General features: G+C 60.5%; 19 protein-coding genes. 12 read left to right on the top strand and 7 right to left on the bottom strand.

The window, feature by feature from the left end; translation table 11 throughout:
* Positions 1 to 55: 55 nt before the first annotated feature.
* The 3 genes from HDC32_RS22665 to secB are packed head-to-tail and all read left to right on the top strand — an operon-like array spanning position 56 to position 1247.
* A complete protein-coding gene (locus HDC32_RS22665) occupies positions 56 to 469 on the top strand; it encodes a rhodanese-like domain-containing protein (RefSeq protein ID WP_131696911.1) in 414 nt (137 codons plus the stop codon).
* A 1-nt stretch (position 470) separates the two neighbouring features.
* A complete protein-coding gene (gene grxC / locus HDC32_RS22660; protein WP_033896917.1) occupies positions 471 to 725 on the top strand; it encodes a glutaredoxin 3 in 255 nt (84 codons plus the stop codon).
* A 42-nt stretch (positions 726 to 767) separates the two neighbouring features.
* Entirely contained in the window at positions 768 to 1247 is a 480-nt protein-coding gene (gene secB, locus HDC32_RS22655) for a protein-export chaperone SecB (protein WP_014716520.1), read from the top strand.
* Between the two features lie 126 nt (positions 1248 to 1373).
* Here secB and HDC32_RS22650 read toward each other — a convergent pair whose 3' ends face one another.
* Positions 1374 to 1829 (bottom strand): tRNA (cytidine(34)-2'-O)-methyltransferase, encoded by a 456-nt coding sequence (locus HDC32_RS22650; protein ID WP_184745507.1) that lies wholly within the window; start codon positions 1827 to 1829, stop codon positions 1374 to 1376.
* Between HDC32_RS22650 and HDC32_RS22645 the strand changes: the two genes are divergently transcribed.
* The gene (locus tag HDC32_RS22645) at positions 1828 to 2268 is read left to right on the top strand and encodes a hypothetical protein (RefSeq protein ID WP_131696909.1); all 441 of its coding nucleotides are present in this window, start codon (positions 1828 to 1830) and stop codon (positions 2266 to 2268) included. The two genes, HDC32_RS22650 and HDC32_RS22645, sit on opposite strands and share 2 nt — an antisense overlap.
* A gap of 554 nt (positions 2269 to 2822) precedes the next feature.
* Here HDC32_RS22645 and ntrC read toward each other — a convergent pair.
* The 4 genes from ntrC to glnA all read right to left on the bottom strand — a co-directional run bounded on the left by ntrC (position 2823) and on the right by glnA (position 7705).
* The gene (ntrC, locus tag HDC32_RS22640; RefSeq protein ID WP_027605069.1) at positions 2823 to 4259 is read right to left on the bottom strand and encodes a nitrogen regulation protein NR(I); all 1437 of its coding nucleotides are present in this window, start codon (positions 4257 to 4259) and stop codon (positions 2823 to 2825) included.
* Positions 4256 to 5341, bottom strand: a complete 1086-nt coding sequence (gene glnL, locus HDC32_RS22635; protein WP_131696908.1) for a nitrogen regulation protein NR(II) — start codon at positions 5339 to 5341, stop codon at positions 4256 to 4258. The genes ntrC and glnL overlap by 4 nt, the downstream gene beginning before the upstream one ends.
* 309 nt (positions 5342 to 5650) lie before the next feature.
* Positions 5651 to 6187 (bottom strand): chorismate mutase, encoded by a 537-nt coding sequence (locus tag HDC32_RS22630; protein WP_131696907.1) that lies wholly within the window; start codon positions 6185 to 6187, stop codon positions 5651 to 5653.
* A 111-nt stretch (positions 6188 to 6298) separates the two neighbouring features.
* Positions 6299 to 7705 (bottom strand): glutamate--ammonia ligase, encoded by a 1407-nt coding sequence (glnA, locus tag HDC32_RS22625; RefSeq protein ID WP_024072899.1) that lies wholly within the window; start codon positions 7703 to 7705, stop codon positions 6299 to 6301.
* Between the two features lie 334 nt (positions 7706 to 8039).
* Between glnA and thiI the strand changes: the two genes are divergently transcribed.
* Entirely contained in the window at positions 8040 to 9494 is a 1455-nt protein-coding gene (gene thiI, locus HDC32_RS22620) for a tRNA uracil 4-sulfurtransferase ThiI (protein WP_167655621.1), read from the top strand.
* 139 nt (positions 9495 to 9633) lie between these two features.
* The gene (gene typA / locus HDC32_RS22615) at positions 9634 to 11454 is read left to right on the top strand and encodes a translational GTPase TypA (RefSeq protein WP_131696905.1); all 1821 of its coding nucleotides are present in this window, start codon (positions 9634 to 9636) and stop codon (positions 11452 to 11454) included.
* A 186-nt stretch (positions 11455 to 11640) separates the two neighbouring features.
* Here typA and HDC32_RS22610 read toward each other — a convergent pair whose 3' ends face one another.
* Positions 11641 to 12075 (bottom strand): YkgJ family cysteine cluster protein, encoded by a 435-nt coding sequence (locus HDC32_RS22610; protein WP_024072902.1) that lies wholly within the window; start codon positions 12073 to 12075, stop codon positions 11641 to 11643.
* Positions 12076 to 12314: 239 nt separating this feature from the next.
* Here HDC32_RS22610 and HDC32_RS22605 point away from each other — a divergent pair, with 239 nt between their 5' ends.
* From HDC32_RS22605 to HDC32_RS22580, 6 genes are all read left to right on the top strand, one after another.
* On the top strand, positions 12315 to 14765 hold the full coding sequence (locus tag HDC32_RS22605; RefSeq protein WP_184745505.1) for a glycogen/starch/alpha-glucan phosphorylase: 2451 nt from the start codon (positions 12315 to 12317) through the stop codon (positions 14763 to 14765).
* A 157-nt stretch (positions 14766 to 14922) separates the two neighbouring features.
* Positions 14923 to 18438 carry a DUF2339 domain-containing protein gene (locus tag HDC32_RS22600; RefSeq protein WP_184745503.1) on the top strand — a complete coding sequence of 1172 codons (3516 nt, stop codon included), beginning with the start codon at positions 14923 to 14925 and terminating at the stop codon, positions 18436 to 18438.
* Positions 18438 to 19790 carry a DUF3999 domain-containing protein gene (locus tag HDC32_RS22595; protein WP_184745720.1) on the top strand — a complete coding sequence of 451 codons (1353 nt, stop codon included), beginning with the start codon at positions 18438 to 18440 and terminating at the stop codon, positions 19788 to 19790. The genes HDC32_RS22600 and HDC32_RS22595 overlap by 1 nt, the downstream gene beginning before the upstream one ends.
* A gap of 110 nt (positions 19791 to 19900) precedes the next feature.
* On the top strand, positions 19901 to 20911 hold the full coding sequence (locus tag HDC32_RS22590; RefSeq protein ID WP_131696902.1) for a class 1 fructose-bisphosphatase: 1011 nt from the start codon (positions 19901 to 19903) through the stop codon (positions 20909 to 20911).
* A 176-nt stretch (positions 20912 to 21087) separates the two neighbouring features.
* A complete protein-coding gene (locus tag HDC32_RS22585) occupies positions 21088 to 21342 on the top strand; it encodes a hypothetical protein (RefSeq protein ID WP_131696901.1) in 255 nt (84 codons plus the stop codon).
* 30 nt (positions 21343 to 21372) lie between these two features.
* A complete protein-coding gene (locus tag HDC32_RS22580; protein WP_027605060.1) occupies positions 21373 to 21942 on the top strand; it encodes a lipocalin family protein in 570 nt (189 codons plus the stop codon).
* A 54-nt stretch (positions 21943 to 21996) separates the two neighbouring features.
* Here HDC32_RS22580 and HDC32_RS22575 read toward each other — a convergent pair whose 3' ends face one another.
* Positions 21997 to 23361: a formimidoylglutamate deiminase gene (locus HDC32_RS22575; RefSeq protein ID WP_184745501.1), complete on the bottom strand. Its 1365-nt coding sequence runs from the start codon at positions 23359 to 23361 to the stop codon at positions 21997 to 21999.
* Positions 23362 to 23479: the final 118 nt, after the last annotated feature.

Here is a 23479-nt window from a genome sequence, read left to right as displayed (position 1 = left end):
CCCCCCTGACGGCTGTGTATACTTACCGCCATTTTAACGCCCTGGAACCTCCTTGATGGTTGATCACCTGATTGCATTTGCCACTGCCCACTATCTGCTCGTGGGTGCCTTCGTCATCCTGCTGGCGCTGCTGATCGCTCACGAATTGAGCCGTGGTGGCCGCAGCCTGAGCACGTCGGAGCTGACCGCGCTGGTTAACAAGGACGAGGCCATTGTGGTGGATATTCGCCCGGCCAAGGATTTTGCCACGGGCCATATCGTCGGTGCCCTGAACATCCCTCAGGACAAGCTGATCGCGCGCCTGCCCGAGCTGGAAAAGCACAAGGCCAAGACCATCATCCTGGTCGACGCTCAGGGCCAGCACGCCGGCACCCACGCCCGCGAAATGCTCAAGACCGGTTTCATCGCCGCCAAGCTGTCCGGTGGCATCAGCAGCTGGCGCGCCGACAACCTGCCGCTGGTGAAGTGATATGAGCCAGGTCGTCGTATATTCCAGCGATTGGTGCCCTTACTGCATGCGGGCCAAGGCCCTGCTGGAGAAGAAGGGCGTTGCCTTCGAAGAAATCAAGGTCGATGGCAAGCCCCAGGTGCGTGCCGAAATGGCCCAGAAGGCGGGGCGCACGTCCGTGCCGCAGATCTGGATCGGCGCCAGGCACATCGGTGGGTGCGACGACCTGTTTGCCCTGGAGCGCGCCGGTAAACTCGATGCGCTGCTGCTCGTCTGACTCCTAACCCCTAAAAGACCCCAAGATCAAGAAGGATCTGCGATGACTGACCAACAGAACACCGAAGCAGCAGAAGCCCAAGGCCCACAATTTTCGCTGCAGCGTATCTATGTGCGTGACCTGTCGTTCGAAGCGCCGAAAAGCCCGGCGATCTTCCGCCAGGAATGGACTCCAAGCGTTGCCCTGGACCTGAACACCCGTCAAAAGGCACTGGAAGGCGACTTCCACGAAGTCGTTCTGACCTTGTCGGTCACCGTCAAGAATGGCGAAGAAGTGGCCTTCATCGCTGAAGTGCAACAGGCCGGTATCTTCCTGATCCAGGGCCTGGACGAAGCGTCCATGAGCCACACCCTGGGTGCGTTCTGCCCGAACATCCTGTTCCCGTATGCCCGCGAGACCCTGGACAGCCTGGTCACCCGTGGTTCGTTCCCTGCGCTGATGCTGGCTCCGGTGAACTTCGATGCCCTGTACGCTCAAGAGCTGCAGCGCATGCAACAGGAAGGCGCGCCGACGGTTCAGTAATCTCGAACCCGACGCAGAACCCAATGTGGGAGGGGGCTTGCTCCCGATAGCGGTGGATCAGTCACCTAGATGTCGACTGACACTCTGCCATCGGGAGCAAGCCCCCTCCCACATTTGTTATGTGTGCTATTTGAAGCCGAGTTGGCGCCAGCCTTCGTAGACGGCAACGGCGACGGTGTTCGACAGGTTCAAGCTGCGGCAGCCTTCGCGCATCGGCAGGCGCAGGCGATGGCCGTCGGGCAGGGCGTCGAGTACCTCGGCTGGCAGGCCACGGCTTTCCGGGCCGAACAGGAAGGCGTCGCCCTCGGCAAAGCTGGCATCATGAAACGGCCGCGAGCCTTTGGTGGTGAACGCGAACAAGCGCGGGTGTCCGAGGCTTTCCAGGCAGCTGACCAGGTCGGCATGGCGCTGGAGGGTGGCGTACTCGTGGTAGTCCAGCCCGGCACGACGAAGACGCTTGTCGTCCATGTCGAAGCCCAGGGGCTCGATCAAATGCAGGTGGCAGCCACTGTTGGCGCATAGCCTGATAACGTTGCCGGTATTCGGCGGAATTTCTGGTTGAAAAAGGATGACGTGAAACATGCACGGCTCCGAAGGCAAAGATGCGCTGCATTCTACCCCTGAAGAAGACCCAAGGCCGAAGCTAATGCCGAGGGTCATGGGCTCATTGGCGATTGTCGGCCTGATGGTGGGCCTGATGATCGGCCGCCTGACCACTCCTGACCCGGTCGAGTTGCAGCAGGTAGAGACGGCTGCGGACGGTGTGGTGGTGTGGTTCAACAGCGAACCCAAGCTGCACGGCGAGCACATCGACGGCACCGTGGCGCTGTTGTTCGACGCGCAAGGCAAGGCCGCCAGTGGGCAGCTCAAGGTCAACGACAAGGATGTGAACTGGCGCGTGCGCAAGACCGATGCGGGCTTGCTGCTGAACCTGGTGGCGGCTCGGCCGTTGCGCGGGGAGTGGAAAGGGGAGAAGGCCGATGGCCGCTGGCGGCTGGAGATCCATCTCCAAGAGCAATAAAAGAGGGAATCCCCGGCCTGCCTGTACCAAGGTTCCCAAAACGGGCTGGAGCTATGGGCGCTGAGCCACATAAGCCCCGGGTGTAAAGAAGGGAGTTCCCGGCCTGCCTGTACCAGGGCTCCCAAAACGGGGTGAAGCCAGAGGCTTCGGTGTTAAAGAGGGAGTCCTCGGCCTGCCTGTACCGAGGTTCCCGAAAGCGGTGTAGAGCGCGACGCGGTTCGCATCAAGCACCCCGGGTGTAAAGAGGGGATTCTCGGCCTGCCTGTACCAAGGTCCCCGAAACTGGGTTGTACTGGGGTTATTGCAGGGCGCGTGCCAGAGTGGCTAAGTTGTGGCAAAAAATTTCTCCAGAAAGCGCAAAGCCCCGGAATACGGGGCTTTGGTGTTTTCGAGGTTCAGCATTTTCTTAACAAAACGTTAGTTTCGGGCGTGGAACGTGTGCGCGATGCTAGAACAGGGTGCATTGAAGCGGTGCACGATTCTGAGTCCGTGTGGAGGTCCAAATGTGGGAGGGGGCTTGCTCCCTCCCACATTAGACCTCGGTAGATTAGAGATCAGGCGTCGTCGCCCTCATCGTCATCACCACCATCGACCTTCATGCCCAACTCCTTGATCTTGCGCGTCAGGGTGTTGCGACCCCAACCCAGCAACACGGCGGCATCGCGACGGCGGCCGGCGGTGTGCTTCAGGGCCGTTTCGATCATGATCCGCTCGAACGCCGGCACGGCGCTGTCCAGCAAGTTCGACTGGCCGCGTGCCAGGGCCTGGTCGGCCCATTGGCGCAGTGCCTGCTCCCAGTTGGTCACAGGGGCCGAATCCTGCGGCAGGCTCAGCAGCTCCGGCGGCAGGTCGCCGATGTGCACTTCGCGGCCGGACGCCATCACGGTGATCCAGCGGCAGGTGTTCTCCAGCTGGCGCACGTTGCCGGGCCACGGCAGGTTTTTCAGGTATTCCTCGGTCTCGCTTTTCAGCAACTTCGGCTCGACGGCCAGCTCCTGGGCGGCGCGGCTGAGGAAGTGGCGGGCGAGGGTCGGAATATCTTCGCGGCGGTCCGACATCCGTGGGATATGGATGCGGATCACGTTGAGACGGTGGAACAAGTCCTCACGGAACTTGCCTGCGTGCACCAGGGTTTCCAGGTTCTGGTGAGTCGCGGCGATGATGCGCACATCGACCTTGACCGGTGTGTGCCCGCCCACGCGATAAAACTCGCCGTCCGCCAGTACGCGCAGCAAGCGGGTCTGGGTGTCGGCCGGCATGTCGCCGATTTCATCGAGGAACAGCGTGCCGCCGTCCGCCTGTTCGAAACGCCCGCGACGCAGGTTGGCTGCGCCGGTGAACGCGCCTTTCTCATGGCCGAACAGCTCGGACTCCATCAGATCCTTGGGAATCGCCGCCATGTTCAGCGCGATAAACGGCGAGGCCGCGCGCGGGCTGTGACGGTGCAGGGCGTGGGCCACCAACTCTTTACCGGTACCCGACTCGCCGTTGATCAGCACGGTAATGTTGGAGTGGCTCAAGCGACCGATGGCGCGAAACACTTCCTGCATCGCCGGCGCTTCACCGATGATTTCCGGGGTGCGGGTCAGGGTCGGTGGGGCTTCCTGGTTCTGTTGTTCCTGGGCGTGCTGGTTGGCGCGCTTGACCAGCGCCACGGCCTCGTCCACGTCAAACGGCTTGGGCAGGTACTCGAAGGCACCGCCCTGATAGGACGCGACAGCGCTGTCCAGATCCGAGTGCGCAGTCATGATGATCACCGGCAGGCGCGGGTGCTGCTCGCGAATCCGCGCCAGCAGGTCCAGGCCACTGGCGCCGGGCATGCGGATGTCGGAGATGATCACGTCGGGCTGCTGACGCGCCAGGCGGCTCATCACCCCGTCGGCGCTGTCGAAGCTCTGGGTGGTCATGCCTTCCTGTTGCAAGGCTTTCTCGAGGACCCAGCGGATAGAACGGTCGTCATCGACGATCCACACAGTTTCACTACGGCTCATGTCGATGAGGCTCCTTGTTCCAGAGGCAGAAAGATCGAGAATGTGGTGTGGCCGGGATGGCTCTCACATTCGATCAGACCCTGGTGCTGGCTGATGATGTTCTGGGTAATGGCCAGGCCCAGCCCGGTACCGTCCGGGCGGCCGCTGACCATGGGAAAGAAGATGGTTTCCTGAAGTTCCGCAGGGATGCCTGGGCCGTTGTCGATGATCTCAACCTTGGTCACCAGGCGATGGCGCACGTGGCCGATGGTGAACTGGCGCAGGGCGCGGGTGCGCAGGCTGATGCGGCCCAGGCGCAACTCGTTCTGGCTGCTGATGGCCTGCATGGCATTGCGTACGATATTGAGCACCGCCTGGATCATCTGCTCGCGGTCGATCAATACGTCGGGAATGCTCGGGTCGTAGTCGCGCACCAAGGTGATGCAGCCCTGGCTTTCGGCCTCGACCAACTGACAGACGCGCTCCAGTACTTCGTGCACGTTGGTCATCGCCAGCGACGGCAGCTTGTTGGAGCCGAGCATGCGGTCCACCAGGTTACGCAGGCGGTCAGCCTCTTCGATGATGACGTTGGTGTAGTCCTTGAGGTGCTCGTCCGGCAGCTCGCGGGCCAGCAACTGCGCCGCGCCGCGAATGCCACCCAGCGGGTTTTTGATCTCATGGGCCAGGCCGCGTACCAGCATCTTGCTGGTTTCCTGCTTGGACAGCTGGGCTTCTTCCTTGGTGATTCGCAGCAGGCGGTCGCGGGGGTGCACTTCAAGCAGCAGCAGGGTGGCGCCGTTGCTCAGGATCGGGGTCACGGCGTAGTCGACGGTCAGCGTCTGGCCGGTCAGTGCCGTGAGCATCGCTTCACGCTTGGTGAACGGATGTGCCTGCTCCACGGCTTGGCGCAACGAACTCAAGGCTTCGGCCGACTCGGTGAACAATTCGCTGATGAACTGCCCATGGCTGCGCTGGCCACTGATGGCCAGGAGCATTTCCGCCGCCGGGTTCATGTACTCAAGGCGCAGGTCGTCATTGAGCAGGATGGTCGCGGTGGTCAGGTTGTCGAGTAGCAAACGGTGCAGTGCATCGCTGATGGTCATCGGGACCTCTTTTGGAGCAAGGCGCGGGCTTGAGGCACACGCTGATACAAGGAAAATGCAAAAACCAAACCAAGGCTCCGAAAAGAAGCGTTAAACCCCTGAAATAGGGGTTTAAGGCGCGAAACTGTGGCGTTCTGCCAGCTTGATCGGGAAGTTTCGAACCAAAATGGTGTGTGTCGTTGGGAAGGGTGCAGGATGTCGCACCAATATAGTGCGGTTTTGTGAAGGTTGTTCAGGAAGTGCCGAAATCACACAAATCAAATCTGGGAGGGGTTGCCCCTCCCACATTTTTGGATCGGGTTTACAGTTTTAGTCTTTGTAGGTACACAGCTCGGCCGTAGCGCGGATCATCGCCAGTTGCCGCAGTGGGTCGTTCGGCGGCTCATGCACTGCTTCGGCCAGCCATTGAGGGCACTGCGGGTCGGTACGTTGTGGGGTGAAGTCCGCCAGTTGTTGCAGCAGGCGTTTTTGCAATTGATCCAGTTGCGGGCGAATCTGCTTCACCAGGTCCGGGCGCGGGTCGTCGGGTGCCTTGCCCTGGAACTGCCAATCGGACAAGTGGGTGTACTGCACCAGCTTGTTTGCCTCGATCTGTGCCGAGAAAAATTGCTCGGCGGCGGCGGGGGCCAGTTTGTAGCTCGGCGCCTGGGCGACGACACTGGCGATCACCTCTTGTTCGCGCTTCTTATCCTCTACAGGTTTTTTGCTGTCCCATTTGCTCAGGGCCACCTGGTCGGCGATCTCCAGGCGTTCGGCGATGCTGTTGAGCAGCGGCTCAAGAGTGGGTGGCGCAGCCAATGCGCTGGCGCTGAAAAACACTAAAGCGAACGCAAGTCGACGTTTCAATGCTGATCTCCTTGTGGGAGGGAGTGGGGGGATTCGGGTTAATTCCCGGGCAAAAAAAGACCTCCCGAAGGAGGCCTTTTTCTTCACGCTGCGTCAAGCAGCGCTACCGGATCAGCAGCTGTAGTACAGCTCGTATTCCAGTGGGTGTACGAAGGTGCGTACTTTGATTTCTTCTTCGCTTTTCAGCTCGATGTAGGCATCGATGAAGTCGTCGCTGAATACGCCGCCTTTGGTCAGGAACGCACGGCCCTTGTCCAGCTCTTCCAGGGCTTCTTTCAGGCTGCCGCACACTTGTGGGATCTCTTTGGCCTCTTCAGGCGGCAGGTCGTACAAGTTTTTGTCGGCTGCGTCGCCAGGGTGGATCTTGTTCTGGATACCGTCCAGGCCGGCCATGACCAGGGCAGCGAAGGCCAGGTATGGGTTGGCTGCCGGATCCGGGAAGCGGGCTTCGATACGGCGAGCGCGCGGGCTGGACACGTAAGGAATACGGATCGAGGCGGAACGGTTGCGAGCCGAGTAGGCCAGCATTACCGGTGCTTCGAAACCTGGGACCAGACGCTTGTAGGAGTTGGTCGACGGGTTGGTGAAGCCGTTCAGGGCCTTACCGTGCTTGATGATGCCGCCGATGAAGTACAGGGCGGTGTCGGACAGGCCGGCATAACCTTCGCCAGCGAAGGTGTTCTTGCCTTCTTTGGCGATGGACAGGTGAACGTGCATACCCGAACCGTTATCGCCGTACAGCGGCTTAGGCATGAAGGTAGCGGTACGGCCGTAGGCATCAGCCACGTTGTGTACGCAGTACTTCAGGGTCTGGACTTCGTCAGCCTTGGCAACCAGGGTGTTGAATTTCACACCGATTTCGTTCTGGCCGGCAGTCGCCACTTCGTGGTGGTGAACTTCGATGACCAGGCCCATTTCTTCCATGGCGTTGCACATGGAGGTACGGATTTCGTGGTCGTGGTCGAACGGCGGAACTGGGAAGTAGCCACCTTTGATGCCTGGACGGTGGCCTTTGTTGCCGCCTTCCACGTCCTGGTCGGACATCCACGAACCTTGTTCGGAGAAAATCTTGAACATGGAACCGGAGATGTCGGACTTGAACTTGACCGAATCAAAGATGAAGAATTCTGGTTCCGGGCCTACGAATACGGTGTCGCCGATACCGGTCGACTTCAGGTATTCCTCGGCACGCTTGGCGATCGCACGTGGGTCACGGTCGTAGCCTTGCATGGTCGAAGGCTCGATCACGTCGCAGACGATGATCAGGGTTGGGTCTTCGGTGAACGGGTCGAGGACGGCAGTGCTGTCGTCCGGCATCAGGATCATGTCGGAGGCTTCGATGCCTTTCCAGCCAGCGATGGAGGAACCGTCGAACATTTTGCCTTCTTCGAAGAAAGCATCATCCAGCGCGTCGCGAGCCGGCATGGTCACGTGGTGCTGAGTGCCTTTGGTGTCCGTGAAGCGCAGATCAATCCATTTAACGTCATGATCTTTGATGAGTTGAACCGACTTCGACATAGTGTCCTCCGGGTGGCTTCGGGCTGGGGTAGTGGAGTTAGCCCTTAGAATGTGGGTGATGCCGGCGCGGATAGTCCGCCATGGCAACCTGCCTCACAAGAGAGCAAATTGCATGCCAGTGCGCCAACATGGGTTTTTTGCTCCAAAAACGCCCTATAAAAGGTACATAGCGACAAAAGCCCGAAATTCGAGCACTGAAATGTGGCGTCTGGCGATGCAAATGCACCTCTTTAGTGCGTGGTGAGTGTTGTGCATATTAACTGGTTAAACCTTGAGCGATTTCCGCTATAATCCGCGCCCCCCTTTTTCGGCAGGCCCTGCGCGCGCTGTTTCCATGAAATTAATCGTTAAAGTCTTCCCCGAGATCACCATCAAGAGCCGACCGGTACGGATGCGTTTCATCCGTCAGTTGGCCAAGAACATCCGTGCCGTGCTCCGCGATCTGGACCCGGCTGTGGTGGTGAACGGTGTGTGGGACAACCTCGAGCTGGAAACCCGCCTGACCGACGCCAAAGCCTTGAAGGACATGACCGAGCGCCTGAGCTGCATGCCGGGTATCGCGCATTTCCTGCAGGTGGATGAGTACCCGCTGGGCGACTTCGACGACATCACCGAAAAATGCAAACGGCACTTCGGCGACAGCCTTGAAGGCAAGATTTTTTCGGTGCGCTGCAAGCGTGCCGGCAAGCACCCATTCAGCTCCATGGACGTCGAGAAATACGTCGGCAGCAAGCTGCGTCGCGAGTGCGGCGCCGCCGGAATTTCCCTCAAGGCGCCGCAAATTGAAGTGCGCATGGAAATTCGCGACCAACGGTTGTTTGTGATTCACAGCCAGCACGACAGCATCGGCGGCTATCCGCTGGGCGCCCTGGAACAGACCCTGGTCCTCATGTCCGGCGGTTTCGATTCCACGGTGGCGGCCTACCAGATCATGCGCCGCGGCCTGATGAGCCACTTCTGCTTCTTTAACCTGGGCGGACGTGCACACGAATTGGGCGTGATGGAAGTTGCGCACTTTATCTGGAAGAAGTACGGCAGCTCCCAACGCGTGCTATTTGTGAGCGTACCGTTCGAGGAAGTGCTGGGCGAAATTCTCGGTAAAGTCGATAACAGTCATATGGGCGTAGTTTTGAAGCGTATGATGTTGCGCGCCGCGTCCCGAATCGCCGATCAGTTGCAGATCGACGCGCTGGTGACCGGTGAAGCGATTTCCCAGGTTTCCAGCCAGACGCTGCCGAACCTGTCGCTGATCGACTGCGTGACTGAAAAGCTGGTGCTGCGCCCGCTGATCGCCAGCCACAAGCAGGACATTATCGACTTGGCAGAAGCAATCGGCACCGCCGACTTTGCCAAGCACATGCCTGAATACTGCGGGGTCATTTCGGTGAACCCCAAGACCCACGCCAAGCGCAACCGCGTGGAGTACGAAGAACAACAGTTTGATATGGCGGTTCTGGAGCGTGCGATCCAGAACGCCAAGCTGGTCCCGATCGATCGTGTTATCGACGAGCTGGGCCAGGATGTGCAGATCGAAGAAGTTGGCGAAGCCCTGGCCGGTCAGATCGTCATCGACATCCGTCACCCGGATGCCGCTGAAGATGAGCCGCTGGAAGTCGCCGGCATCGACGTACAAACGCTGCCGTTCTATGCATTGAACGCGCGTTTCAAGGAACTGGATAACAGCCGTCAGTACCTGCTGTATTGCGACAAAGGCGTGATGAGTCGCCTGCATGCCCACCATTTGCTCAGTGAGGGGCATGCCAATGTGCGCGTTTATCGACCGAGCTAAGAGCCCGGGGCTGTTTGCCTGTGGCCTGCGTCACCGGCCCCCCGACTCTGCCGTCAAGCTGTAACGGCAAGGCCTGACTCTACTGTTAATCGCTGCCACGACCTGTCAGCACACCGAATCCTCTGATCGAGATACACAAGTGATCGAAAATCTACGTAACATCGCCATCATTGCCCACGTTGACCATGGTAAAACCACCCTGGTAGACAAACTCCTGCGTCAATCCGGCACCCTGGAGCGCAACGAGCTCAACGACGAGCGCGTGATGGACTCCAACGACCAGGAAAAAGAGCGCGGTATTACCATCCTGGCTAAAAACACCGCTATCAACTGGAACGGCTACCACATCAACATCGTGGACACCCCGGGCCACGCCGACTTCGGCGGCGAAGTAGAACGCGTAATGTCGATGGTTGACTCCGTTCTGCTGCTGGTTGACGCTCAAGACGGCCCTATGCCGCAAACCCGTTTCGTGACCAAGAAGGCTTTCGAAGCCGGCCTGCGTCCGATCGTGTGCATCAACAAGGTTGACCGTCCAGGCGCGCGTCCGGACTGGGTTCTGGACCAGATCTTCGACCTGTTCGACAACCTGGGCGCCACCGAAGAGCAACTTGATTTCCAAGTGATCTACGCATCGGCCCTGAACGGTATTGCCGGTCTGGAACACACCGCCATGGCGGAAGACATGACCCCGCTGTACCAGGCGATCGTTGACCACGTTCCACCACCGAAGGTTGACCGTGACGGTCCGTTCCAGATGCAAATCTCGGCACTGGACTACAACAGCTTCCTGGGTGTTATCGGCGTTGGCCGTATCGCCCGTGGTAGCGTCAAGCCGAACACCCCGGTTGTCGCTATCGGCGCCGACGGCAAGAAGCGTAACGGTCGTATCCTGAAGCTGATGGGTCACCACGGCCTGCACCGTATCGACGTTGAAGAAGCCTTCGCCGGCGACATCGTGTGCGTCAGCGGTATGGACTCGCTGTTCATCTCCGACACCCTGTGCCAGCCGGACACTGTCGAGGCGATGAAGCCTCTGACCGTTGACGAGCCAACCGTTTCCATGACCTTCCAGGTAAACGACTCGCCTTTCTGCGGTAAAGAAGGCAAGTTCGTGACTTCCCGTAACATTAAGGAACGTCTGGACAAAGAGCTGCTGTACAACGTTGCACTGCGCGTTGAAGAAGGCGACTCGGCTGACAAGTTCAAGGTTTCCGGCCGTGGTGAGCTGCACCTCTCGGTACTGATCGAAACCATGCGTCGCGAAGGCTTCGAAATGGGCGTTGGTCGTCCAGAAGTGATCATCCGTCAGGTTGACGGCGTGAAGCAGGAACCGTTCGAAAACGTCACCATCGACACCCCTGAAGAATCCCAGGGCAAGGTCATGGAAGAGATGGGCCTGCGTAAGGGCGACCTGACCAACATGGTGCCGGATGGCAAAGGCCGTGTGCGTCTGGAATACAACATCCCTGCTCGTGGTCTGATCGGTTTCCGTAACCAGTTCCTGACCCTGACCAACGGTGCTGGCATCCTGACCTCGATCTTCGATCGCTACGACACCATGAAGTCCGGCGACATGTCCGGCCGTCAGAACGGTGTTCTGGTCTCGGTAGAAACCGGCAAGGCACTGACCTACTCCCTGGAAACCCTCCAGGCGCGTGGCAAGCTGTTCGTTGAACACGGTCAAGAGATCTACAACGGTCAGATCGTTGGTCTGAACAGCCGTGACAACGACATGGGCGTCAACCCAACCAAAGGCAAGAAGCTCGACAACATGCGTGCTTCGGGTAAAGACGAAACCATCGCCCTGGTTCCACCTGTTCGCTTCACCCTGGAACAGGCCCTGGAATTCATCCAGGACGACGAGCTGTGCGAAGTGACGCCGAAGTCGATCCGCCTGCGTAAGAAGATCCTGGACGAAGGCGAGCGTACCCGCGCTGCCAAGAAATCCAAGAACTGAGTTAACTCAGGCTGAATGAAAAACGCCCCCGGTCGAAAGGCCGGGGGCGTTTTTTTATGCCTGCAGTTTTGGTGGTGGCTTTACCGGCCTCATCGGGGGCAAGCCCCCTCCCACATTTGAAATGCATTCCAATGTGGGAGGGGGCTTGCCCCCGATGGGGCCCTTGAGAGCCCCGCAAAACCCGAATCAGAACTTATCGAGGGTCTTGAATTTGGTCTCGCGCACCACTTCCTTCGGCTTGTACGCGCAATACCCCGGCCGCGGCCCGATTTTCGGGTGGTTGCGGCAGGTATCCGGGCGCTTGTCATAAATAGTGCAGAAGCGCGTCTTACGATCCAGGTACAGGCAGTCGTTGTTGCTCATGCGCTGCAGGGTAAAAATCTCGGATTTGTTGTTGTAGCGCTCGACGATGCCTTCCTTCTGCAACCGCTTGGCGATGTTCTTCGGCGGGTCGCCGCGCTCGAACTCATCGACGATGCCAATGCGGATCAGGTCCTTGATCTTCACCTCAACCGGCAGTGTGCAGCAGCTGGACACGCAGCCGCCGCACATGTGGGCGGAATATTTCTGCCAAGTCTCGAGACGGTCGAGTTCCGCGGCGGCGATCAGTTGAGGCTTCATCGGGGTTCCAAAAGGTGGGGCTGTATCTGGGCGCGCGATAATACCGGGATTGGTGTTTTTTTGAACAATATTTTGCGTATTTCAGCTCAAAGGCTTGGACATGGGCAGATCGGGCACGACCCCTGCATCAAATGCCTGTAAAGGTGAATGAGTTAAAAAACTGCCGAACCAGAGCGTCTACCGTCTGTCAGACCGACTAGGCTCTAGCAACTCCTTCAATCTCGCCCGAGGTCGCACCGATGTCTCAGGAACCGCTTGCACGAGAAGCAGAGGTAGCCGCATTCCGCGATGCTGTCTTGACCAAACTCACCTACGCGGTGGGCAAAGACCCGGACCATGCCTTCGACCACGACTGGTTCGAAGCCATTGCCCTGGCCGCCCGCGACCAGATGGTCGACCACTGGATGGACCACACGCGGCGTATCTACCGCAAAGGCCAGAAGCGGGTTTATTACCTCTCCCTGGAATTTCTTATCGGCCGCCTGCTCTACGACAGCCTGAGCAACCTTGGCGTGCTGGAGATCGCTCGCGAAGCGCTGTCTGAACTCGGTGTGGACCTCGAGCGCATCCGCCTGCTGGAGCCCGACGCGGCGCTCGGCAACGGCGGCCTGGGCCGTCTGGCGGCGTGCTTTATGGAAAGCATGTCGACCTTGGGCATCGCCGGCCACGGCTATGGCATTCGTTATGAGCACGGTTTGTTCCGTCAGGCGATTGTCGATGGCTGGCAGCAGGAGCAGACCGAGCGCTGGCTGGATTTCGGCAACCCGTGGGAATTCGAACGGGCCGAGGTGATTTACCCGATTGGCTTTGGCGGCAGCGTCGAGACCCTGCCGGATGCCTCCGGCAAGCAGATCCAGGTGTGGACGCCCAACGAAACCGTGCGCGCCGTTGCCTACGACACCCCGGTGGTCGGCTGGCGCGGCGCCAGCGTCAATACTTTGCGCCTGTGGCGTGCCCGTGCGGTGGAAGACCTGCACCTGGAGCGCTTCAACGCCGGTGACCATTTGGGCGCCGTCGCCGAAGTGGCCCGCGCCGAGAGCATCTCCCGAGTGCTTTACCCGGCGGACAGCACCGAAGCGGGGCAGGAACTGCGCCTGCGCCAGGAATACTTTTTCGTCGCCGCCTCCTTGCAGGACCTGTTGCGTCGCCACAAGAACATGCACGGCTCGGTCCTGAGCCTGGGTGAACACGCGGCGATCCAGCTCAACGACACCCACCCCTCGATCGCCGTGGCCGAGTTGATGCGCCAGTTGGTCGACCTGCACGACATTCCGTGGGAAGCCGCGTGGGATGTCACCGTCGAAACCCTGTCGTACACCAACCACACCCTGTTGCCCGAAGCCCTGGAAACCTGGCCGGTCGGTCTGATGGAACGCATGCTGCCCCGGCACATGCAGATCATCTACCTGATCAACGCGCAGCACATCGATGCGCTGCGCGCCAAGGGTATTCATGACTTCGACGTACTGCGCGCCGTCTCCCTGATCGAAGAAGACAACGGCCGCCGTGTGCGCATGGGTAACCTGGCGTTCCTCGGCTCCCACAGCGTCAACGGCGTGTCCGGCCTGCACACCCAACTGATGCGCAGCACAGTGTTCTCCGAACTGCACAAGCTCTACCCGGAGCGCATCAATAACAAAACCAACGGCATTACCTTCCGCCGCTGGCTGTACCAGGCGAACCCCAAGCTCACCGATATGCTGGTGGACGCCTTGGGCCCGGACATTCTCGACAACATGGAAATCCGCCTGGGCGAGTTGGAAACCTTCGCCGAGAAACAGGCCTTCCGCAAAGCCTTCGCCGACCAGCGCCTGCACAGTAAGCGTGCACTGGCCGAGATCATCCATGAGCGCCTGGGCATTTCGGTGAACCCGGCGGCGATGTTCGACGTGCAGGTCAAGCGTATCCACGAATACAAGCGCCAACTCCTGAACCTGCTGCACACCGTGGCGCTGTACCAGGCGATCCGTGCCGAGCCGGGCACCGACTGGGTGCCACGGGTGAAGATCTTCGCGGGCAAGGCGGCGGCCAGTTATCACCAGGCCAAGTTGATCATCAAGCTGACCAACGACATCGCGCGCACCGTCAACAACGACCCGACCGTGCGCGGCTTGCTCAAGGTGGTGTTCCTGCCCAACTACAACGTCAGCCTGGCAGAAAGCATCATCCCGGCGGCGGACTTGTCGGAGCAGATATCCACCGCCGGCTTTGAAGCATCGGGCACCAGTAACATGAAGTTCGGCCTCAACGGCGCGCTGACCATCGGCACCATGGACGGCGCCAACGTGGAAATGCACGAGCGCGTAGGGGCCGATCACATGTTTATCTTCGGCCTCAGCGCGCAGCAGGTCGAGGCGCGTAAACATGCCGGTGAATTCAACGCCGGGCCCGACATTGCTGCGTCCCATCGTCTGAACGACGTGCTGCAAGCGATTCGGGGCGGGGTGTTTTCGCCGGATGATCCGGGCCGCTATGTGGGCTTGATCGACGGGTTGATCGACTACGACCGTTTCCTGGTCTGTGCCGATTTCGATTCCTACTGGGATGCCCAGGCGCGGGTCGAAGCGCATTGGCATGATTCCAAGGCGTGGTGGCGTTCGGCGGTGCTCAATACCGCACGGATGGGCTGGTTCTCGTCGGACCGGACGATCCGCGAGTACGCAACCGAGATCTGGAAAGCCTTGGACTAAACACTGCGATAGCAAATGTGGGAGGGGGCTTGCTCCCGATAGCAGAGTGTCAGTTTGCAGATATGTCGACTGGTACACCGCTATCGGGAGCAAGCCCCCTCCCACATTGATTGCGCGTCGATATACTGAGCGCCGGTTTGCTTAGGGAATATCGACCATGCAATGGATTTTCATGCTGATTGGCCTGGTGCTCGGCTGGACGCTCGATGAGTCGTTCTACGATGCGGGTATCGGTGCGCTGTTGGGGTTGGGCATTGGCCAGGCGATTCGCCTGTCCAAGCTGGCGACCCAGGCGCAGCAGCAGGCTGCTCAGTTGGAAACCACGCAGAAGGCGCTGATCGCCCTGGGTGAGCGCCTGCGGCAACTGGAAGTACCCACGTCGACGAGCCCTGTCATTGTCGAAACACCTGTCTCTGAGCCGGCACCTGTCGCCAAGGTGCCCGAACTGGTGTGGGAGTTGCCGGCTGAATTGGCGCCTGTCGCGATGGTCGCCGAACCGAGCCAACCACTGCCGGATGACGTCTGGGCGCCTGCCCCGACGCCACGCCCGCCTCAAGAACCTGTCGCTCCCCGTGGCCCCAACCTGATCGAACGTGCCATCAGCGGCGCACGCAATTGGCTGTTTGGTGGCAACACCGTGCTGCGTGTCGGCGTGGTGCTGCTGTTCCTCGGCCTGGCCTTCCTGCTGCGCTACGCCACCGAAGGCATGGTGGTGCCGATCGAGCTGCGTTACGCCGGGGTTGCTGCAGCGGCCCTTGGCCTGCTGGGCCTTGGCTGGTGGCTGCGGCTGCGCAACAGCAACTACGGCTTGATGCTGCAAGGCACCGGGATCGCGGTGCTGTACCTGACGGTGTTTGCCGCGATGCGCCTGCACCCGTTGATCGACCCGAGTGCGGCCCTGGGCCTGCTGGTGGCGGTCACGGTCTTCTCAGCGATCCTGGCGATTACCCAGGATGCGTTGGGACTGGCCTGTGCGGCAGCGCTCGGCGGTTTCGCGGCGCCGATCCTGACGTCGACCGGCGCCGGCAACCACGTCGCGCTGTTCAGTTATTTTGCCCTGCTCAACGCCGGTATCCTTGCCATCGCGTGGTTCAAGGCCTGGCGCTTGCTCAACCTGATCGGCTTTGTCGGCACCTTCGGTATCGTCTTTGCCTGGGGCATGCGTTCCTATACGCCGGAACTGCTGTGGAGTACCGAGCCGTTCCTGATCCTGTTTTTCCTGATGTACCTGGCTATCGGCCTGTTGTTCGCCCGGCGCAAGTTGCGGGAGATGGGCGATGCACCCGAAGGCCGTGATGCGTTGTTGCGCTGGTCGGCATCCAAAGGCGATTACGTCGACGGCAGCATGCTGTTCGGCCCGCCGCTGGTGGGTTTTGGCCTGCAGTTCGCGCTGGTGCAGCACCTTGAGTTCGCCGCTGCGTTCAGCGCACTGGGCCTGGGCATCCTCTACATGGGCCTGGCCCGCGTGCTCAGTGGCGGGCGCGCTTTGCTGCTGGCGGAAACCTGTCTGGCCCTGGGGGTGATCTTTGTCAGCCTGGCGATTCCCCTGGGCCTCGATGCACGCTGGACCGCAGCCGCCTGGGCGGTGGAGGGCGCCGGGATCTTCTGGCTCGGCTTGCGTCAGCAGCGGCCGTTGGCGCGGGCATTTGGCCTGTTGCTGCAATTGGGCTCGGCGCTGGCGTTTCTCAGTGAACTACGCATCGGCGAACACACGCTGCTGGATGGGGCGCCCTTGGGGGCGCTGTTGCTGGGCGCGGCATTGCTGTTCAGCTTTGACCAACTGCGCAAGGCCGCGATGGAACAAGCGGCAGACTGGGAGCGCAAGGGCCTGCCGGTTCTGGCCAGCCTCGGCCTGACCTGTGTGTACTTGCTCGCGCCGCTGCTGTTGCTGACTCAAGGCGTTGCCATCAGTTGGGCGCTCGCGGGTCTGGCGACACTGTTTATCGGCTTGCGGATTGGCTCGCGCACCTTCCTGTTCACGGCGTTTGCCGTACAACTGCTGGGCGGGGCGTTGTTCCTGCTGCGCCTGCAAGGCGGCGACTCGGCAGCGGTATTCAACGCCGGCTGGAACGGCCTGCTCACCGCGTCGTTGGTCGGCCTGGCGTTGATCGGCGGCATGCTGCTGGCGGCGCGTGACGACATGGTACGCAGCGATGTGCGCCTGTTGCGCGGGCTGTCCGTGGTGCTGTTGGCCGGGTTGGTGCTGATCAATCTCGCCGTGTTGTTTGTACTGCCATGGGAAAGCGCCAGTGGTGTGTGGGCGGCCAGTGGGTTGTTGATCATCTGGTTGAGCCTGTACCTGCAACAGCGCGTCAGTTTCGTGTTCGGGTTACTGCTGCAAGTGATCGGCGGCGCGTCGTTCCTGCTGGCGGTGCCGGAGCTGCTCGGGCCTCTGACCAGCGAGGGTTTGCGTCCGCTGGGGCATAGTGGTTTCTGGACGCCGATGGTGTTGGGCCTGGCCGCCTTGATCGGTGCTTGGCGCTTGCAACGTGAGCCCCATGCGCCGGTGTTTGCCGTACTCAAGCTGCAACGCCTGTCTGACCTGCTGCTGGTGTGGGGCGCGGCGTGGTGGGCGTTGGCGCTGATCGCTGAAGTGCTGCGGTTTATTCCCGACGAGCTCCAAGGCTCGTTTCTGCTGGGCATCGCGGCGGTCAGCGTGGCGCTCTGGGCGCTGTTCGCTACGCGGCTGCGCTGGGCATCGCTGGGCGTGTTGTGCATCTTGTTGATGCCGGCGGCGGGCCTGGTGCTGCTGGTGTCCGCGCATCACTATTACCACCCGGCGGCGCAGTACGGCTGGCTGGCCTGGTTGGCGGTATTTGGCGTGCATTTCATCGCGCTGCGGCGTTTGGCGACGGTGGTGCCGGCCAACGTCCTGAGCGTTGCTCACGTGTTGGGTTGCTGGATGTTGATCGGCGTATTGGCGCTGGAACTGCGCTACGGCCTGTTGTTGCTGTCGAGCGAATACAACGCCTGGCGCTGGTTGGGCTGGGCGATCCTGCCAAGTCTGTATCTGGTGCTGGCTGCTGCACCGCGCAACTGGCCGTGGCCGGTGTCGGCGTATCCACGGGAATATCGAGTGTTGGCGGCACTCCCATTGGCGGTACTGATGCTGGGCTGGTTCTGGCTGGCGAATACCTTCAGCGACGGCACGGCAAAGCCGTTGCCCTATGTGCCGTTGCTCAACCCGCTGGATCTGGGCTTGCTGTTTGCGCTGCTGGGCGTGTACCTGTGGTCGCGCAGCGTGGCGCCGCAGCGAGGGCCACGCGCTGAATTGATCGCCCAAGGCATTGCGGGTATCTCGTTGTTCGCGTTCTTTACGGCCCTGGTGATGCGCACCGCACACCACTGGGGCGGCGTGCCGTTCCATCTGGATGCGTTGCTGGAGTCGATGTTGGTGCAAGCCGGTCTGTCGATTGTCTGGACGCTGATCGCCCTCGGCCTGATGATCGGCGGCCACCTGCGCCATCGCCGCGAAGTGTGGCTGATCGGTGCGGCGTTGATCGCGGTAGTGGTGGCCAAGCTGTTCTTTGTCGAGTTGAGCAACCGTGGCGGCCTGGCGCGGATCGTGTCGTTTATCGGCGTGGGTGGGTTGTTGCTGGTGGTGGGCTACTTTGCGCCGCTGCCGCCCAAGCGTGCCGAACCTGTGTTGGAAACTGAAGGAGCATCCTCTTGATCGGTAAGTTGAGCGTGGTCGTGCTGGGCATGTGTACGACGTTGTCGGTGTGGGCGCAGGAAACGCCGGCCGACTTCAGCAGCCAGGTGCCGCTGAGCGTCAGCGGCAACGGCCCCTGGTATCGCCTTGAGTTGCCGTTGGCCGTGCAACTGAACGCGCGCCAGGCTGACCTCAGCGATGTGCGCGTGTTTAACGCTGCCGGTGAACCCCAGGCCTACGCGCTGTCGCGTCAAGCGTCGCAACGCACCGAGCATCGTGAAGTCACCGACGTGAAGTGGTTCCCGCTGTACGCCGCCGACACCCAGGCAACCTTGCCCGGTGTCGTGATGAAAACCACGGCCGAAGGCACCCTGGTGGAAATCAAGCCGTCCACCGCACCGAAGCCGGGCAAGCAGGTGCTGCGCGGCTGGGTGCTCGACGCCAGTAGGATCAAGGCGCCGTTGCAGCAGTTGAGCCTGGACTGGAGTCGCGAGCAAGAGGGCTTCCAGCGCTTCAGCATTGAAGCCAGTGATGACTTGCAGCACTGGGAATCCTGGGGGGATGGGCAAGTCGCGCGTTTGTCGTTTGCCGACGAGCGGGTCGAGCAGCATGACGTCAGCTTGCCGGGGCAATCCGCGCGTTACCTGCGCCTGGTATGGAAGGGGCAAGCGGCGCCGTTGCTGACCTCGGCCAAGTTGGCCAGTGCAACCAGCAGCAGCCTGCCGATGCCGCTGGTATGGTCGCAGCCGCTCTCGGGCACGCGGCTCAAGGCGGGCGAGTACAGCTGGAAGTTACCCGCAGGACTGAGCGTCGAGCGCTTGCGTATCGAGTTGAAGCAGCCGAATACGCTGGCGCCGGTGACCTTGGCGGGGCGACGCGATGGCAATCAGGCCTGGCAGCCGTTGAGCAATGGTTTGCTGTATCGCCTGACCCAGAATGGCCAGGACGTGGTGCAGGACGAATTGCAGCTGCCCGGCCAGACGGTCACCGAACTCAAGTTGCAGGTCGACGAGCGCGGCGGCGGCCTGGGCGTCGAAGCGCCGGCCCTGCACTTCGCGGTGCGCGCCACGCAGTTGGTGTTCCTGGCGCGGGGCGAGCCACCGTTCACGCTGGCGCTGGGGAATGCCTCGGTGAAGGCGGCGAACCTGCCTTTGCCGACGCTGATCCCTGACTACAACGCCGCACGTCTGAATACGTTGGGGCAGGCCAAGGTGGCCGGGGCCGTCGCGGTCACTTCGCCGGTGGTCACTGCGGCTGTCGACAGCGGGCCGAACTGGAAAACATTCGGACTCTGGGCCGTGTTACTGCTCGGCGTGGCTGCACTGGGAGCCATGGCCTACAGTTTGCTGCGCAAGCCGCCGGTGGCACGTTAAATAAAGTCCATGAACTCTATTGGGTTTTAATCCTCTGATAGGAGGAAATACGCCCCGACTCGCGTTAAACTGCGCGGGTTTTTAGCCCCCCCCATTCATCGGAGCCTTCCATGTCCCGCGTTACCTTGAGTCGCTATTTGATTGAGCAGACCCGCAGCAACAACACGCCTGCCGATCTGCGCTTCCTTATCGAAGTGGTGGCGCGTGCTTGCAAGGAAATCAGCCACGCCGTATCCAAAGGCGCATTGGGTGGTGTCCTGGGCAGCATGGGCACTGAAAACGTGCAGGGCGAAGTCCAGAAGAAGCTCGACGTGATCTCCAACGAGATCCTGCTCGAAGCCAACGAATGGGGCGGTCACCTGGCCGGCATGGCGTCCGAAGAAATGGACAATGCCTACCAGATCCCGGGCAAATACCCGAAGGGCGCCTACCTGCTGGTGTTCGACCCACTGGACGGTTCGTCCAACATCGACATCAACGCGCCGGTTGGCACCATCTTCTCGGTACTGCGTTGCCCGAGCGAATACCTGAGCCAGAACGAAGCCCTGAACGAAAAGGCCTTCCTGCAGCCAGGCACCGAGCAGGTCGCTGCCGGCTACGCGATCTACGGCCCACAGACCATGCTGGTGCTGACCTTGGGCGATGGCGTCAAAGGCTTCACCCTGGACCGTGAAATGGGCAGCTTCGTCCTCACCCACGAAGACATCACCATCCCGGCTTCCACCCAGGAATTCGCAATCAACATGTCCAACCAGCGTCACTGGGAAGAACCGGTCAAGCGCTACGTGAACGAGTTGATGGAAGGCGAAGAAGGCCCGTTGAAGAAGAACTTCAACATGCGTTGGGTCGCCGCGATGGTGGCCGACGTGCACCGTATCCTGACCCGTGGCGGCCTGTTCATGTACCCACGCGACAGCCGCGAGCCGTCCAAGCCGGGCAAACTGCGCCTGATGTACGAAGCCAACCCGATGTCCTTCCTGGTAGAACAGGCGGGCGGTGCGTCCACCGACGGTCACCAGCGCATTCTCGATATCCAGCCCGACGGCTTGCACCAGCGTGTGGCGGTGTTCCTGGGATCCAAGGAAGAAGTTGAGCGTGTGACCGCTTACCACAAGAAGTAACCTGCTGCGATAAGTGAACGGCATTGTTGTGAGCCGGTTCACCCTTAAAGAAGCCCCGAAACGTTTCAGCGTTTTCGGGGCTTTTTTGTTTTCGTTCGTCGGGAACCAGACACCTCTTTTCCCTTCTAAGCTTCTGGCAGATACCCAGGCTGCTTCGTCCCTCCAGGAGTTATTCCATGTCGTTACGCCGTCTCGCTTTGCTGGCTTTTTGCGTGCTGTTGGCCGCTTGCAGCAAGGTCAATCAAGAAAACTACGAAAAATTGTCGGCTGGCATGGCCAAGACAGAAGTCGAGTCGTTGTTGGGTAAGCCGACCGATTGCTCAGGCGCACTGGGCATGTCCAGCTGCACGTGGGGCGATAAAAACAGCTTTATCAGCGTTCAATATGCCGGTGACAAAGTTCTGATGTTTTCCGGGCAAGGCCTGAAGTAAACCGGGGCGAGAGCCTGCGGGAGAAGAAGAATGATGCGTTTTGTTTTGTTCCTTTGCGCCAGCCTGTTTTTGGCGGGCTGCGCCAGCCATTCTGGCGATGATCTGCAACCCAAGACAGCGAGCAACGTCAACCTCAAGCGTTACCAGGGTACCTGGTATGAGTTGGCTCGATTGCCGATGTACTTCCAGCGCAACTGCGCGCAGTCCGAAGCCCGCTACACATTGCTGCCTGATGGCGATATGTCGGTATTCAACCGCTGCCTCACCACCGAGTGGAAGTGGGAAGAAGCCAAGGGTACGGCCACGCCGCAAGTACCCGGCAAGACCGACAAGCTCTGGGTGGAATTCAATAACTGGTTTACGTCACTGCTGCCTGGCGTCGCCAAGGGCGACTACTGGGTGCTGTATGTCAGCGACGACTACAAGACCGCCATCGTCGGCAGCCCGAGCCGGCGCTATATGTGGATCCTGTCACGCACGCCGACGGTCAGTGCGGACACCCGTGAAGACCTGTTGAGCAGGGCGCGGCAGCAAGGGTATGACACCACGCGTTTGATCTGGCGTACGTCGGATAAGCAGATGGCGAAGACCTCGCAATAATTCTGGATCGCCATAAATCCAATTGTGGGAGGGGCAAGCCCCCTCCCACATTTTTTAACCGAGTAACTCTCTTAAGACCTGCGTAAACGCCCGGCTGCTTTCTTCTTCGCCGGCGTGCCGCCCATCGCGCACTACCCATTTGCCGTTGACCAGCACATCGCGCACTTGCCGGTCACCGCCGGCAAACAGCCAGCGATTGAGAATGCCGTCTTCTGTCGCTGTCGCCAGGTAAGGGTCGTTACCGTCCAGCACGATCCAATCCGCACGCTTGCCCACTTCCAGTCGACCTATCGGCTGTCCCAGCGCCTGTGCGCCACCGTCCAGCGCCGCATCGAACAACGTACGGCCGACCATCGGCTGGTCGCTGCGATACAAGCGGTTGCGCCGTTGATCGCGCAGGCGTTGGCCGTATTCCAGCCAGCGCAGTTCTTCCACCACGCTCAGTGACACATGGCTGTCGGAACCGATGCCCAGGCGTCCGCCCTGGGCGAGGAAATCCACGGCCGGGAAAATCCCGTCGCCCAGGTTCGCCTCGGTGGTCAGGCACAAGCCGGCAATCGCGCGGCTCTTGGCCATGCGCGTCACTTCTTCAGAATCCGCATGGGTGGCGTGCACCAGGCACCAGCGCTCATCGACCTCGACATTGTCATACAGCCATTGCAATGGGCGTTTTCCGCTCCAGGCCAGGCAGTCGTCGACTTCCTTTTGCTGTTCGGCAATGTGGATATGCATCGGGCAAGTCTTGTCACTGGCAGCCAGTACTTCATTGATTTGTTGTGGCGTGACAGCGCGCAGGGAGTGGAAGCACAAACCCAGTTGCTGCGCCGGTTGTGCCGCAAGGATCGGTTGCAGGCGCGACTGCAGGTCCAGGTAGTTTTCGGTGCTGTTGATAAACCGTCGCTGGCCTTCGTTCGGCGCCTGCCCACCAAAACCAGAGTGGGTGTAGAGCACGGGCACCAAGGTCAGGCCAATCCCGCTGCTGGCGGCCGCCTGGCTGATCTGCCGGGACAGTTCCGTACGGTCGGCGTAGGGCTGGCCGCTGACGTCATGATGCACATAGTGAAATTCGGCCACCGAGGTGTAGCCGGCCTTGAGCATCTCGATGTACAGCTGGTGGGCGATCACCTGCAGTTGCTCCGGGCTGATCTTGCCGACCATGCGGTACATCAGGTCGCGCCAGGTCCAGAAACTGTCATTCGGGTTGCCGGCCACTTCGGCCAACCCTGCCATCGCGCGCTGGAAAGCGTGGGAGTGCAGGTTCGGCATGCCCGCCAGCACCGGGCCCCTGAGCCGTTCGGCACCGTCTGCGCTGGCGTTGGCCTCAACCTGTGTCAGCAGGCCATCGGCGCTGACTTCAAGACGTACATCGTTGGCCCATCCATTAGGCAGCAGCGCGCGTTCGGCAAAGAAAGCGGACATGATTAGAGCACCCCGGTCGTGTGTTTATTTGTATATACATATACAGACGTTTGCCTGCTCGGTAAACTCCGGCAATCTATGCATCTTTTCCCCCTGCAAGGATTCCCTGTGCCGACTC

This window comes from Pseudomonas sp. JAI120, from assembly GCF_014207255.1.
Classification (GTDB): Bacteria; Pseudomonadota; Gammaproteobacteria; order Pseudomonadales; family Pseudomonadaceae; genus Aquipseudomonas.
Note: the sequence above shows the minus strand (reverse complement) of the source record. Positions and strands in the feature narration are given on the sequence as shown.